The sequence below is a fragment of the Aliikangiella maris genome, assembly GCF_040719265.1.
Taxonomy (GTDB): Bacteria; Pseudomonadota; Gammaproteobacteria; order Enterobacterales; family Kangiellaceae; genus Aliikangiella; species Aliikangiella maris.
In genome coordinates, this window is record NZ_JBFDAH010000017.1 from 72,125 (window position 1) to 87,602 (window position 15,478).

The 15,478-nt window shown below is 40.0% G+C and carries 10 protein-coding genes; 4 read left to right on the forward strand and 6 right to left on the reverse strand.

From position 1 onward, the window contains the following. Nucleotides 1-7 precede the first annotated feature (7 nt). Complete coding sequence (gene guaA / locus ABVT42_RS15090; protein ID WP_353896612.1) at nucleotides 8-1,582, reverse strand: glutamine-hydrolyzing GMP synthase; 1,575 nt, start codon at nucleotides 1,580-1,582, stop codon at nucleotides 8-10. 150 nt (nucleotides 1,583-1,732) lie between these two features. After that, nucleotides 1,733-3,199 carry an IMP dehydrogenase gene (gene guaB / locus ABVT42_RS15095; RefSeq protein ID WP_353896611.1) on the reverse strand — a complete coding sequence of 489 codons (1,467 nt, stop codon included), beginning with the start codon at nucleotides 3,197-3,199 and terminating at the stop codon, nucleotides 1,733-1,735. Between the two features lie 252 nt (nucleotides 3,200-3,451). Here guaB and xseA point away from each other — a divergent pair, with 252 nt between their 5' ends. Then, on the forward strand, nucleotides 3,452-4,750 hold the full coding sequence (xseA, locus tag ABVT42_RS15100) for an exodeoxyribonuclease VII large subunit (RefSeq protein ID WP_353896610.1): 1,299 nt from the start codon (nucleotides 3,452-3,454) through the stop codon (nucleotides 4,748-4,750). Nucleotides 4,751-4,914: 164 nt separating this feature from the next. On the opposite strand, the gene ABVT42_RS15105 is transcribed toward xseA, so the two are convergent. The 4 genes from ABVT42_RS15105 to pdhA all read right to left on the reverse strand — a co-directional run bounded on the left by ABVT42_RS15105 (nucleotide 4,915) and on the right by pdhA (nucleotide 9,855). Then, a complete protein-coding gene (locus tag ABVT42_RS15105; RefSeq protein ID WP_353896609.1) occupies nucleotides 4,915-5,811 on the reverse strand; it encodes a hypothetical protein in 897 nt (298 codons plus the stop codon). Between the two features lie 260 nt (nucleotides 5,812-6,071). Further along, nucleotides 6,072-7,799 carry a 2-oxo acid dehydrogenase subunit E2 gene (locus tag ABVT42_RS15110; RefSeq protein ID WP_353896608.1) on the reverse strand — a complete coding sequence of 576 codons (1,728 nt, stop codon included), beginning with the start codon at nucleotides 7,797-7,799 and terminating at the stop codon, nucleotides 6,072-6,074. Further along, the gene (locus ABVT42_RS15115) at nucleotides 7,796-8,776 is read right to left on the reverse strand and encodes an alpha-ketoacid dehydrogenase subunit beta (protein ID WP_353896607.1); all 981 of its coding nucleotides are present in this window, start codon (nucleotides 8,774-8,776) and stop codon (nucleotides 7,796-7,798) included. Before ABVT42_RS15115 ends, ABVT42_RS15110 begins: the two co-directional genes overlap by 4 nt. After that, nucleotides 8,776-9,855, reverse strand: a complete 1,080-nt coding sequence (pdhA, locus tag ABVT42_RS15120; RefSeq protein WP_353896606.1) for a pyruvate dehydrogenase (acetyl-transferring) E1 component subunit alpha — start codon at nucleotides 9,853-9,855, stop codon at nucleotides 8,776-8,778. The genes ABVT42_RS15115 and pdhA overlap by 1 nt, the downstream gene beginning before the upstream one ends. A 411-nt stretch (nucleotides 9,856-10,266) precedes the next feature. Between pdhA and pepN the strand changes: the two genes are divergently transcribed. The 3 genes from pepN to ABVT42_RS15135 all read left to right on the forward strand — a co-directional run bounded on the left by pepN (nucleotide 10,267) and on the right by ABVT42_RS15135 (nucleotide 15,263). Continuing rightward, entirely contained in the window at nucleotides 10,267-12,882 is a 2,616-nt protein-coding gene (gene pepN / locus ABVT42_RS15125; RefSeq protein WP_353896605.1) for an aminopeptidase N, read from the forward strand. Between the two features lie 639 nt (nucleotides 12,883-13,521). Then, nucleotides 13,522-14,634: an isopenicillin N synthase family dioxygenase gene (locus tag ABVT42_RS15130; RefSeq protein ID WP_353896604.1), complete on the forward strand. Its 1,113-nt coding sequence runs from the start codon at nucleotides 13,522-13,524 to the stop codon at nucleotides 14,632-14,634. Beyond that, complete coding sequence (locus ABVT42_RS15135) at nucleotides 14,634-15,263, forward strand: LysE family translocator (RefSeq protein ID WP_353896603.1); 630 nt, start codon at nucleotides 14,634-14,636, stop codon at nucleotides 15,261-15,263. The genes ABVT42_RS15130 and ABVT42_RS15135 overlap by 1 nt, the downstream gene beginning before the upstream one ends. The last annotated feature ends 215 nt before the right edge of the window (nucleotides 15,264-15,478 follow it).

The window sequence follows — 15,478 nt, forward strand, 5'->3', positions numbered from 1 at the left end:
CAGTCGCCTATTCCCATTCGATAGTTGCAGGAGGCTTGGATGAAATATCATAAGTTACTCGTGAAATTCCATCAATTTCATTAATAATCCGATTGGATACCAACTCTAAAAACTCATATGGTAAATGTGCCCAGCGCGCTGTCATAAAGTCGATAGTTTCAACTGCTCTAAGTGCAATAACATAATCATATTTACGCGCATCGCCCATCACGCCAACGGATTTTACGGGTAAAAATACAGCAAATGCTTGAGAGGTTTTATGATAAAGCTCATGTCGGTGTAACTCTTCGATAAAAATATTATCAGCTAGTCGTAGTAAGTCGGCATATATCTTTTTCACTTCACCTAAAATTCTGACGCCCAGTCCTGGTCCAGGAAAAGGATGACGATAAAGCATATCGTACGGCAAGCCCAATTCGAGTCCAATTTTTCGGACTTCATCTTTAAACAATTCACGCAGCGGCTCAACCAGTTTTAATGTCATATCTTCTGGCAATCCCCCCACGTTATGATGCGATTTAATCACATGTGCCTTGCCAGTTTTTGCACCTGCCGACTCAATCACATCAGGATAAATTGTTCCTTGGGCTAACCACTTGGCATTGCTTAATTTGGTAGCCTCGTGTTGAAAGACTTCAACAAATTCCCGGCCAATAATTTTTCTTTTGGCTTCGGGATCAACTTCTCCAGCCAAAGCATTTAAAAAGCGATCTTCGGCATCGACTTTAATCACATTCAAGCCAAAATCTTTATGAAACATATCCATAACCTGTTTGGCTTCATTCAAACGTAACAGACCATTATCAACAAAAACACAGGTTAATTGTTTACCAATAGCCCGATGCAATAACATTGCAGTTACCGAAGAATCTACTCCGCCAGAAAGCCCTAAAATGACGTCATCACTACCCACTTGTTGTTTAATTTGCTCGATGGCATTTTCAATAATACTGTCGGCTGTCCATAACTTTTCACAGCCACAAATATCACTGATAAACCGCTCTAAAATGCGATGACCTTGTCGAGTATGAGTCACTTCGGGATGAAACTGCACACCATATAATTGCTTTTCTTCATTTGCCATAGCCGCCAGTGGCGCATTATCTGATTCACCAATAGCAACAAAGCCCTCAGGTAAGCCAATGACTTTATCGCCATGACTCATCCAAACATCAAGCACGCCATTACCATTTTCAGAATGATCTTCTATACCATCAAATAAACGAGATTTAACTGCATGGCGGACTTTAGCATAACCAAATTCACGCATATTAGAACTGGCAACCTGCCCACCTAATTGATGAGCCATAGTTTGCATACCATAACAAACACCTAAAACTGGCACGCCTAATTTAAAAATAATATCTGCCGCTCTTGGCGTGTTATTCCCCGTTACACTCTCGGGACCACCGGATAAAATGATTCCATCTGCATTAAAAGCTTTAATATTGTCTTCATCCCAATCGTAAGGATAAAGCTCACAATAAACGCCTAGCTCACGAACGCGTCTTGCAATCAGTTGCGTATACTGTGAGCCAAAATCCAGAATTAATATTTTTTGCGCGTGGATATCTGTCGACATTTGTAAATACCTGCAATCTTTTCAGATTTAAATTATTAAATTTAAATAACTGAAATAAACGATCATTAATGAACCATAAATAAAACTGAAAAGCCGCAACTTTCATTGCGGCTATCGAAAAAAATAATAGCAATCTTGTCAATTATAGACTTATTTTGAAACCTGATAGTTAGGTGCTTCTTTGGTTATTTGAACATCATGCACATGACTCTCTCGCATACCTGCGGCAGTCACTTTAACAAATTCAGATTTGGTACGAAAAGTCGTAATATCGGCACAGCCTGTCAGCCCCATTGATGAGCGCAGTCCGCCCAGCATTTGATGCACAATTGCCGATAATGGCCCTTTGTATGGTACTCGACCTTCAATACCTTCAGGCACAAATTTATCTGCTGCATTTGACGACTGAAAATAGCGATCGCCAGACCCATGCTTTTGCTGCATCGCGCCTAGAGACCCCATTCCACGATATGACTTGTAAGAACGCCCTTGAAACAGTTCAACTTCTCCAGGCGCTTCTTCGGTACCAGCTAACATAGAACCGACCATGACTGAATAAGCGCCCGCTGCTAGTGCTTTACACATGTCCCCAGAATAACGAATACCGCCATCGGCAATCAATGGTACACCAGTTCCTTCAAGTGCTGCTGCCACATTATTAACCGCAGTAATTTGTGGAACACCCACACCTGTAACTATGCGCGTGGTACAAATTGAGCCAGGACCAATACCCACTTTTACACCATCCGCACCAGCGGCAACTAAATCTTTAGCGCCTGCTGCGGTTGCAATATTGCCACCAATTACCTGAATTTGAGGGTAAGTCTGTTTGACCCAGCGAACTTTATTAATCACACCTTGAGAGTGGCCGTGAGAAGTGTCAACCAAAATGATATCAACGCCAGCTTTAACCAGTGCCTCCACCCGCTCATTAGTATCTGGTCCAGTTCCTACCGCGGCGCCAACGCGTAGATGACCTAAACGATCTTTACAAGCATTAGGTTTATCTTCGGCTTTTTGAATATCTTTTACTGTATAAAGACCAGTTAAATGAAAATCGTCATCAACCATTAAGACTTTTTCGATTCGGTGTTGGTGCATTAAACGCAGCACTTCTTCCTGCGTGGCTTGTTCTGTTACTGTAACCAGCTTATCTTTTTTGGTCATCACACTCGAAACAGGTCTATCAAGATGAGTTTCAAAACGAATATCTCGACTGGTAACTATTCCCATCAGCTCGCCGTTTTCTACAACAGGTAAACCAGATATACCATGCTTTGAGGTAATTTCTTTGAGTGCGGCAATACTGGTATCGGGAGTCACGGTAATTGGGTCGGTTACCACGCCACTTTCAAACTTTTTAACTTTAAGTACTTCTGCTGCTTGGCGGGCAATATCCATGTTTTTATGAATAAACCCTATACCACCCTCTTGCGCCAATGCGATAGCAAGATTAGCCTCTGTCACAGTGTCCATAGCGGCAGACACAAGCGGGATATTCAGAGAGATTTCGCGGGTAATCTGGGTTTTTAAATTGACCTCATTCGGCAAAACTTCAGAATGAGCAGGAATAAGAAGAACATCATCAAATGTAAGAGCTTCTTGAGTGATACGCATATTAAAAGTCACCATTTCTAGAAGAGCTTTCCAGCCAAAGCGGGATTATACAGATAAATTCCGACAAGTAAAAAGATTTTTAATAGTTTTTTACTATTGTTTTCAAAGATATCCTTCACTTCTTAGCAAGAATAGCTGAGTATTTTTGGCTAATCAGATAAAATTTCAAGCTCACTCTCAATTAATTTTTTTGACACAATGATTCAACCAGTACTCCAACCACAAACGCCGCCCAAAAGAACAGTCCTAACGGTGAGCCAGTTAAATGCTCAATCGAAATCGTTATTAGAGGGACAACTAGGTGCTGTCTGGTTAAGTGGCGAAATATCAAATTTAACGAAAGCAGTATCTGGCCACTGGTATTTTTCGCTAAAAGATGCCAATGCACAGGTACGTTGCGCCATGTTTCGTTTTAAAACACAAAATTTGCGTTTCTCCCCCAAAGAAGGCGATAAGGTGATCATTAAAGGCAAGGTCACTTTGTATGAAGCGCGCGGCGATTTTCAAATTATTGCTGACTTTATGGAACCCGACGGTATGGGTCTACTCCAGCAACAATTAAATGAATTGGTGAATAAACTAAAAAGCGAGGGACTGTTGGCCGTTGAACATAAACAATCTTTACCCTTACTACCGAAAAAAATCGGAGTTATCACATCAGCTACCGGAGCAGCCATTCACGATGTTTTACATGTTTTGGCACGGCGCTGTCCGATGGTCCCTGTAGTCATTTATCCAACTCAGGTACAAGGCGCAACTGCAGCCAAAGAAATTAGCAACGCCTTACAATTAGCCATAAATCAACATACCTGTGATGTATTGTTGTTAACCCGCGGTGGTGGTTCGTTAGAAGACTTATGGTGTTTTAATGACGAAAAACTGGCGCGGGAAATTTTTGATTGCCCTATTCCAATTGTTGCAGCGGTTGGCCATGAAGTGGACACAACAGTTGCTGAATTAGTCGCCGACTTACGCGCGCCCACGCCATCTGCTGCGGCTGAACTATTAGTACCCGAGCAACAAGTATTGCAGCAAAAAATCGATTTGTGCAGTTTACAAATGATGCGTTCAATCAATGATAAGCTCGATAGGTCGAACCGCCAATTGCAGCTGGCTCAGCTAAAATTAGCCGATCCGGCACGCGCAATTGCCACCAGCCAGCACAAACTGGATTTGCTATCACAAAAACTGATGACTGCTCAAAATAGAAATATTCAGCAGCAACAAAAGCGCTTTAATTCACTTCAACAAAAATTTGACCGAATCAATCCGATTGTTCAATTAAAAAATACGCAACAGCAAAATCAAAAATTACAAATGCGTTTAGAAAATGTCTGGTATAAATTGTTTGAAAAGAAAGTAACTCAATTACGTATTCAAGCCGGCGCTTTAAATAATTTAAGTCCGCTCTCTACTTTACACCGAGGCTATGCGATTGCCAGAACAACAGATAAAAAGTCAGTAATATCACAAGTAAAACAATTACGCCAACACTCACAATTCAGTTTGATGTTAAGTGATGGTGAGATCGAATGTGAGGTGAAAAACTAAGCCAGTACTTTGAATTTAAGAGTACTTTGAATTTAAGAGTACTTTGAATTTAACAAATGCCACTTAGCATTTATTTTCCATAAGCCATATGAGTACTGGCAATGGCATTCAAAAACGAGATAAAATTAGTTTAAAAACTAGGAAGCACTGCAGTTGCAACCTGATTACTCAGGCGGCTCATCATGGTTATCACTAATTTTGACAAACTCCAATTCATATTCATTGCGCTTACATTTAGCCTGATAAACATGAATATGCGAATTCATTTTAGCGAGATGATTTTTCAGTTGCTCGACGGATTGAGCAGGCACCAATGCATCAATATACACACTTTGAATAGCCCCCACCGGAAACTCTATCAAGTTTTCGGTATAGTCATCTGAATTAACCACCATCCGCCATTCTTTGAATGTGCGCTGACTATAATTTTGTGCAAGCAGAATATTAAGCGGATTAAATTCGATTTCAGTTTTAGTGCCAACCATGTGTTCAATATAATCACTCAACTCGACCGTTTGCATGGGCTTTTTTTGATAAATAGCGGGATGGGCAAATTTAAAAATATCATCAGTAGCACATTTAAATTTAATCGCAGCCCCTTTATGCTGATAAATCAAACGCTCCCATTGTTGTAATTCTTGAAATTTTTCATAAAGCACAACTATACGCTTTTGTGATACAAAATCGATCCAACGCTGGTGCGCCACTTTCGCATCATTAAAGGTTTTTTCGACCATCGCAGGTAATAAACCATTAAGCGCTTCGCGAATTTCTGATTCGTCATTAAAGCGATTTTCCAATCGCCAACGGGCAATTGCTTTGATTAACGGGTGATTGGGCTGGCCTCTTGGTGCACTTTTTCCCAAAATAGCGTGAGAGATAAATTTAACCGATTGCTCAAACATTTCACTCACGGTAAAAGCAAGCGGTGTATTTTTATCAGGCAAAAATGGATTATGCAGTTGACTGGCTTCAACCAAAGGTAATGCACATTTATTGAGCACCTGACTGATACTTTGCAAATTGCCAAAATAAGTCAGGGTAGCCGGTAATTCACTCATGCGTTGCTATTCTTTTTGTGATTAAAAGGATTTACTTCTTAGTTTAGCTGGAAATTACGAGGTTAGCAGAACAAATGCATGAGCATCATAAAATGCCCTACAGATAGCAGAATGCTAGCCGTTGGGCAATTTGGATAATATGGATTGGCTTACCTCATAGTGAGCCAATCCAAATCGAGAGCAGGCTACGAGTGATAGCCTGTTTAATCTTATGACTTATGACTTATGACTTATGACTTATGACTTATTTAAACTTAACATCATTGCGGTTTTTGTAAATCTTCAATTACCGCCGATAAAAAGCGCGCCGCTTCTCCACCAGTACAAGCGCGGTGATCGAATGTTAAAGATAATGGTAGTATTTTTCGCTGTGAAATACCGTTAGCCGTTAATTTTAATTCATTTCTGAATCGACCAGTACCCAATATAGCAACTTGGGGCGGTGACACTACCGGTGTGCCATAACGTCCAGCAATAGAACCATAATTTGATAAGGTAATAGTTGCACCTTGCTGATCTTCTTGCTTTAACGACTTGGTTTCGATTTTTTCACGTAACTCTTGAACACGCTCTCTGACTTGCAATGGGTTTTTCTTATCTGCATCAAAAATTACCGGCACGTACAAGCCATCAGGTGAATCAACTGCTAGCCCAACATGCACTGCTGGATGCACCAATCGCTCAAACTTTTCGCCATCGAACCAGCAGTTTAATGCAGGCTCAATTTTACATGCATAGACCAGTGCTCTTACATAACGCGCTAGAGAATCCTGCTTTGGCCAAGCGGTAATATCTGCATCTTCCATTAAAGTAGTTGGCACCACAGTCGCATGAGATTTAGCCATCCCCATTGCCATAGCGCGACGTACACCACGCACTGTTTGTGGTTCAACGCTCACTTGTACGCTGGGTAATCCGGTAGTAGCTCGATCGACAGCCGCAGCCGGTGCACTCGCTCTTTGACCAGCAGGTTGACGCGCCGCTTGATCAATATCCGCTTTAGTAATACTGCCTTTTTTACCCGTCGCAATACATTGTGACAAGGCAACGCCTTGTTCACGTGCATAAGACCTGACTGCGGGTGAAGCCTTGTAATTCAGTGGGTTAGCATCATCGACAACAGCATTAACAGCCGCATTTGCTAATACTTGCGTTTGTTCAGCACTAGCATTTAAAAGTTTGCCATCTTTTTTAGCTTGCTTAACATCAGCTTGAGTGATGTTGCCGTCTTTACCTGTACCAATAACCTTGGTTAAATCAACTTTTAACTTTTTGGCTAACGCTTTAACCACCGCACTAGCTGATTCAGCAACGACCTGATTACCCACTTGCACCGCGCCAACAACGGTTCCTGCATCCCCTTGTTTTTCTGGTTCATCAGCTTCCGATTGAGCAACCTGTTCACTGGCTGCGGGGGTTGCAGCGCCAGCGGTGCCAAATGTAACTAGCGGCGCTCCTACTTCAATCACGTCTCCCGGAGCACCATGCAATCTTGCAACAACGCCGGCATGAGGCGAAGGCACTTCCACTACCGCTTTAGCCGTTTCCATTTCAACCATTGGCTGATCTAATGTCAGACTATCGCCTTCACTAACCAACCAGCGAACGATTTCAGCATCCGGTAAACCTTCACCTAAATCGGGGAGTTTAAAAATTTCTTGTGGACCCGCAGCAGGCGCAGGTTGAACAGCGGCAGATGCTGCAGGTTCTGATGCCGGTTTTGGCGTGCTCGCAATTGGTGTACTAGAGCTTGTATCACCATCAAACTCTACCAGTACAGCGCCAACATCAATAACATCACCCGGTTTACCCAATAAGCGCGTAATCACACCACTGAATGGTGATGGTACTTCCACCACCGCTTTAGCCGTTTCCATTTCAACCATCGGTTGATCGAGAGTGACCGTATCGCCTTCTTTCACTAACCAACGAACGATTTCAGCATCCGGTAAACCTTCACCTAAATCAGGTAAATTAAATGTTTTCATCGGTACTCCATAATTCTTTTAGCTTCTTCGACAATATGCTCAACTTTCGGCATATACTGCTTCTCTAAACGGAAGTAAGGCATCACCGTATCGTAACCAGAAACCCGACCAATCGGTGCAAGTAAACTTAATACCGCTTTTTCAGCAATTTCGGCAGCGATTTCTGATCCCAGAGCACCCGCTTTGGGTGCTTCCTGAACAATACAGACTCGTCCGGTTTTTTCAACCGATTCTAATATAGTATCAATATCCAGCGGATTAACCGTAGCCACATCAATTACTTCAGCGCTGATACCTTGCTGGGCCAATTGTTCTGCGGCCTGTTTGGTTTCATGCAGCATTGCCCCCCAACTGATTAAGGTAATATCTGTTCCTTCACGATCCACAAAACAAACACCAATTGGATATTCTTCACCGTTATCTTCTATATCATGCTTCTCAATACGGTATACCCGTTTTGGCTCAAGGAAGATAACGGGATCAGGATCACGAATAGCCGCCAGCATTAAACCGTAAGCCCGGGAAGGATTAGATGGAATAACGACCTTTAATCCAGGTATGTGCGCAAAAATAGCTTCGGTACTTTCGGAGTGATGCTCCGGCGCATGAATACCCCCACCATAAGGGGCTCGAATCACCATTGGTAAGGTAATTCGACCGCGCGTTCGATTTCGCATTCGCGCACAGTGTGAAATAATATGGTCAGCCGCAGGAAAAATGAATCCCATAAACTGCACTTCAGCGACAGGCTTCATTCCTTGTGCTGCCATACCAATTGCAACTCCGGCTATCATCGCTTCAGCTAAAGGCGTATCGATAACTCGCTCTTCACCAAATCTAGCCTGTAAGCCATCGGTAGCCCGAAAAACACCACCGTTTAAACCAACATCTTCACCAAAAATAACCACATCTTTATCGGCTTCCATTTCGTAAGCCATTGCTCGATTAACTGCTTCAATTAAAGTAATGGCTGCCATTATTTTGCTCCTCTTGAAATTGCCAGTTCGCGTTGTGCGAGGGTTCTTTCGGGTAGTTCAGCATATAAGTTATCGAACATAGCTTCTGGTTTGTCAGCGGGCGTATTGATATAATTATCAACAGCCTGCTGCACTAAAGCGACAACTTCAGCCTGCATGGCTTTTTCTTCATCTTCAGACCAGTGGCCATTGTGTTCTAGATATTTGCGTAAGCGTACTAAAGGTTCTTTTTGCCAGCCTTCTTCCAGTTCACCTTTTGGACGATAGCGTGAAGCATCATCTGCTGTAGTGTGATCACATAAACGCAAACTGATAGCTTCGATGACGGTTGCACCGCCACCATTACGTGCTTTTTCGGCAGCTTTTTGTGCAGCATCATACATCGCAATAACATCATTCCCATCAACTTGAAGGCATTCGATTCCGGCTGCTATAGCTTTTTGTGCGTAAGTTTGACAGGCCGTCTGAATTTTACTGGGTACAGATATCGCCCATTGGTTATTGTTGATGACAAAGACTACCCCCAAATTCCAGATACCGGCAAGATTAAGCGCTTCGTAAAAGTCACCTTGTGAAGTACCCCCTTCACCAATTTCAGTAAATACACAGCGCTTTTCTTTGCGCAGTTTCATCGCTTTGGCAATGCCAGTTGCATGCAATGACTGTGTCGCAATTGGCACGGCAATAGGAAAATCTTGACGAGCAACTTCATTTTGGAAATCAGAGCCTCTTTCATCACCCCCCCAATAAAGCAGAATTTCCTCGATTCTGACACCGTGTTGAATCATTGCAGCTTGACCACGATAGTAAGGTACTAATACATCAGCATCGTTCATTACTGCACCATATCCAACACCAATTGCTTCTTGTCCTGTCGCTGCAGCGTAAGTTCCCATTTTTCCGGTTCTTTGCAGCGCGTAAGCTTTAGAATCCATTTGTCGAATGATCGCCATATCGCGATAAAGTTTTCTGAGGGTTTCAAAATCTTTAGCAACGGCGGGCATATCTGCGGAAGTCAGTTCACCATTTTCATCCAGATATTGATAAAACTTTACTTCAAATTGAGCAACAATTGACAAAGTCATGTCTCCTTATTATTGACACTTTAAACAAGGTGCGATTGTGTAAAATAATACCAGTTAACACCCAACTTAAGTGTTTTAAATGGAACAAATTTTGGCTTAAAATCCATAATCAACTTATGGCTTTAAGTTCTTTTCGGCTTCGTTTTCTGGGTGTGGATAATAAGCTCAAAAACCTATTTTGTATATAAAAACTTAAGGAACTTAGCTGTAATATCGTGTAATTTTGAAGCAATTAGGTGCATTTAATCGCTTTTTGACGTTACGGATATTATATCATAATGGCTAATTATATTCCTTAATCTTTGCAATTTTTTAGTGTATTGTTACACTCCTAAATTTAGTTTATTACACATTAAATTCAAAATTATTCAAAACAACCGTAACGTCAATTAGGAAAATCATGACATGTCATCTTCCACTAAACCTGTAGTTAAATTTCGAAAAAATTACAAGCCAAGCCCCTATTTAATAAAAAATACTGAATTAATTTTTCAACTTTTTGAAGATCATGTCTTGGTTTCTGCTTCACTTAATATTGAATCAAACCCAAAAAGTGCAGAATCGGTTAATTTACCACCAATGGAATTGGATGGCGTGGCACTTGAATTATTGGAAATTTCAATTGATGACAAAGAACTCTCAGATTCAGACTATCAACTAAAACAAGATTTGTTGATCATACAGCCAACAACAGCACAATTTAATTTACAAACTCTGTGCAAAATTTATCCACAAAAAAATACATCTTTAGAAGGCCTTTATACTTCTGGCGGAAAATTTTGTACTCAATGCGAAGCCGAAGGATTTAGAAAAATAACCTACTATCTTGATCGCCCGGAAATCATGTCAGCATTCAGCGTTCGCATTGAAGGTGATCAGCAAAAATATCCTTTATTGTTATCAAATGGAAATCCAGCATCTCGTGGTGATTTAACTGATGGACGACATTTTGTTGAATGGCATGACCCATTCCCTAAACCCTGCTATTTGTTTGCACTGGTCGCAGGTGATTTGGATTGTCTGGAAGATGAGTTTACCACCATGAATGGTCGCAAAGTTAAACTCGAATTATTTGTCGATAAAGGCAAACTGGATCAATGTCAATTTGCAATGGACAGCTTAAAAGCCTCTATGCGCTGGGATGAAGAAAAGTTTGGTCGCGAATATGATCTTGATCTTTATATGGTTGTAGCCGTTAGTGACTTTAATATGGGCGCAATGGAAAATAAAGGACTCAATATATTTAATACCAAATATGTACTGGCAAACGAAAAAACAGCGACTGATGCTGATTTTGAAGGAGTTGAACGCGTTATTGCACATGAGTATTTTCATAACTGGACAGGCAATCGCGTCACTTGTCGCGACTGGTTCCAATTAAGTTTAAAAGAAGGATTAACCGTTTTTCGCGATCAAAAATTCAGTGAAGATATGCAATCTAAACCGGTGCAACGTATCGATCAGGTTAAAATCATTCGCTCTGCCCAGTTTGCCGAAGATTCTGGTCCAATGGCGCACCCTATTCGACCTGATTCATACATTGAAATGAATAATTTTTATACGGTGACAGTTTATAACAAAGGTGCAGAAGTGATTAATATGATGCACACTTTATTAGGCGAAGCTGGATTCCGTAAAGGGATGGATTTATATTTTGAACGCCATGACGGACAAGCTGTGACTTGCGAAGATTTTGTAAGAGCAATGGAAGAGGCGAACGATGTTGACTGGACACAGTTTAGAAACTGGTATTCTCAAGCAGGAACGCCATTAGTTAATGTCAAGTTAACTCAGCTAGGTGCGGGTCAGTTTCACTTAGACTGTGAACAAAGCTGTCCACCAACGCCAGAACAGCAATCAAAATCTCCTTTTATGATTCCTATTAAAACAGGTTTTCTGGATGCAGCAGGAAACAGTCTCAAATTTAAAGTTGAACAAGGTGATTGGACTGATGAGGCGCTGTTAATTTTAACCGAAAACAAGCAGAGCTTTAAAATTGAGTGTGATGCCGAACAAATTATTCCTTCGTTACTCAGAGATTTTTCTGCACCGATAAAATTAGCTTATGAGTATTCGTTGACGCAGCTAGCGACTCAGTTTGCCAGCGACCCTAATTCATTTAATCGATGGGATGCCGGTCAAAATCTGATGTCTCGGTTATTACTTAGTAACTCCCCCACACTTTCTGCCACTGACAAAGAGATTGTCGAACAAGCATTTAGTGCGATATTACATGATGAACAACTCGATAATGCTTTAAAAGCGCTGGCGGTACAGTTACCCAGCTTAAACAGCTTGATTGGACAATCAGACAAAGTAGATTTAGATCAATTATTTAATAAGTCAAATCAACTGAAACAACATCTGGCAAAATCGTTAGAGCCGGTTTGGTTTTCAATCTACAATACATTGGCAGGTGACAATGCTGGCGCTCGCTGGTTGCGGAATGTTGCCTTGTCTTATTTGTTGATTGCCAGTGAAGCACAATATTTTGAACTTGCCGCCAATCAAATAACCCATGCAACCAACATGACCGATGAACTGGCAGCATTACAGGTTATTGCGAAATCAAAAAATGGCTTTGAGTCCGAGTATGTTGAGCAGTTTTATCAAAAGTGGCAAAACGAAGATTTAGTATTAGACAAATGGTTTTCTGCACAAGTACTCAATGAGCAAGATAACGTAATTGATTATATACGTTCATCATTATTAGAACATGAGAAGTTTTCTATTGGAAATCCCAATAAAGTTCACTCGGTTATCAGTACTTTTAGCGCCAATAATCTGGTTCAGTTTCATCATGCCTCAGGTGCGGGCTACGCCCTGTTGGCTGATTTAGTTATTCAATTAAATCAAATCAACCCACAAATTGCTGGACGACTGGCAACACAATTTAATCAATGGAAAAAACTCGATAGCAATCGTCAAACATTGATTAAATCACAACTCTCTAAGATTATCTCAATTGACGCTTTATCTAACGATGTATTTGAAGTTGTCGATAAGTCACTTAAAATGTAAACCACACCAAGCTAATTAAGACAGACTTAGATGCAAAAGGAACTCATTATTCCTTTTGCATGCTAGCCACTATTAGCACAATTCAGCTTTTAGTATTTCAACTATCGCCTTAAAAAATTCTTCAATTTTAAATTTTGATTCATATTTTATATGATCAAAAATTCACAAGTTTGCAGTATAAATCAGACTCGCACAATAGTCGCAATTTTATCTAATGTTTACATCTATACTTTTCAGTATCAGTGTGACTAAGTTCAAACTTTATTTAAATCATTTAATCTAATAACAATCTAACATACAACGAATATTGCATTAACAATTAACTCATAATTGATTGAAAACCAAATCAAATAATTTTACACAAATTTTATTAAATTATTTTTTTATGCCTTTTCTACTGACCATTTCTATAATTAAGCTTAGTTTAGTTTTTTATTAAATTAAAATTTTTACCTCACCTTTCTCATTTCTGAAAAACGATTAATTATCGTTAACAAACTCATTTTTACAGCAATCTCTATAAGAGATTGCAAAGCTAAAAAGTTGTGGCCGTTTTTTCAAAATTACTACTTCACTAATTTAGAAGCCTCAAATTCAAGCGCTAATCATTTATGTCTGTAATAATCAGGAGACTATTAAATGCTAAACGTCGTATCTAGTAACACCACACTTTCATCGTATCATTTCACTCAAACATCAAACGAAATTCCAATCATTGATATTTCGCCATTAATCAATGGTTCTGTTTATCACAATCAATGTTTAATTGAAATTGAAAAAGCCTGTCGAGAAACCGGCTTTTTTGCAATCAAAAATTTTGGCGTTGACCCTAAACTTTATCAACAACTGATGACCGTTGCTAAAACATTTTTTAACCAGTCAGAAAAGTTTAAAAGAAGATATCAAATCGGTTTAAATGGTCGTCATTGCGGTTATGTACCATTAACCGAAAATGGTTTATGTGAAGATGAAGCCAACAAGCGGCTTTATGAAGCTTTTGATCTGTCGTTAGATTTACCGGCAAGCGATCCCGATCATCAACGAGGCAATATTTTTTATGGTCCTGTCAAATGGCCTGAAATTAAAAACTTTCATTTAACTGTGAAACAATATTTTCAACAAGTTCGTAATTTAAGCCATATATTAACGACTGCTTTTGAAAAAATATTAGGTATGCCTGATGGCTTTATGCTATCAAAAATGCACAAGCCAACCAGTCAATTAAGATTGATTCATTACCTGCAAAACCAGGCTCATTTAGACAATGTTGATATCAATATGGGAGCACATACCGATTATGAATTATTCACTATTCTATTTGCCGATAAAACGGGACTGCAAACACAAAACCTGAATGGCGAATGGATTGATGTCCCGGTTATGCCTGATACTTTAACGATTAATATTGGTGACATGCTTGAAGTGTGGAGTGATGGCATTTTTAAATCAAATCTTCATCGAGTGATTAACCAAGGACAAGAGCGATATTCATTTCCTTATTTCGCTTCACTGGATTATGACACGGTAGTTTCTCCTTTCAAGAAAAAACAGACAGAAAAACAAATTAGAGTTCCTCGAAGCACAACCTACCAACCAATTAAAGCTGGCGAACATTTATTGCAACAGGTCACTCGAGATTTTGCTTATTTAAGACGACAGTTTGTTGAACGAAGTAATTCTTTTTTACTCAACCAAAGACTTGATATTAACCCCTTTCAAAATACCGTTACCCAACCCCGAGGAGAACAGTAATGCTACCATCTTTCGAATCATTAATAATTGTCACTCTGGCCGGATGTTTGCTAGCAGTTACGCCAGGCCCATCAATGTTTTATGTGTTATCACGTAGTATGAGTCAAAATACCCGAGCCGGTCTGGCCTCCTCTGCTGGTCTCGCTGTAGGCGGAATATGTCATGCACTGGCAGCAGCTTTCGGTCTGGCTTCGATAATCGCAATCAATCATCATCTATTTTTATTAGTGCAAATATTTGGCGTCACTTATTTGGCTTATCTAGGTTTTAGTTGTTTTAAATCTTCGGCTCAGTCTCATCGTTTAATCATTGAAAAACAAAAAGATTGTGGCTACCAAAAGATATTTTGGCAAGGTGTCTTAGTTGAAATATCAAATCCAAAAACAATTTTATTTTTTGTTGCCTTTATTCCATCATTACTATCAGATTCTAGCGACATTACTACCAGTCAACTGCTGATTCTTGGTATGCTTATTCCAATTACCGCTTTACCTTCTGATTTATTTGTCTCATTAGCTGGTGGCAAACTAGCACAAAAACTAAAATGCAATTTGTGGATTACCAATGGATTAAATAAACTCTCAGGCATCATTTTAATCGGATTGGCAATTCGTCTATTGATTGACTAGGTTTGATAGATTGCATCATTTACTTCATTGCTTATCGGCTAGTGAGCAACAAAAAAACCGATAAGTATTAAACGAGTTGAAATGTGAGTCCGTTATCTGTAGTACCTAATTGACGATACATGACAGCCTATTAACGACTAATGTGCGCTGTAAAATTGTGATTGTTCGCACGGGGAGTCTGATTTATAATCAGACTCAATATTCAATTAACGGTG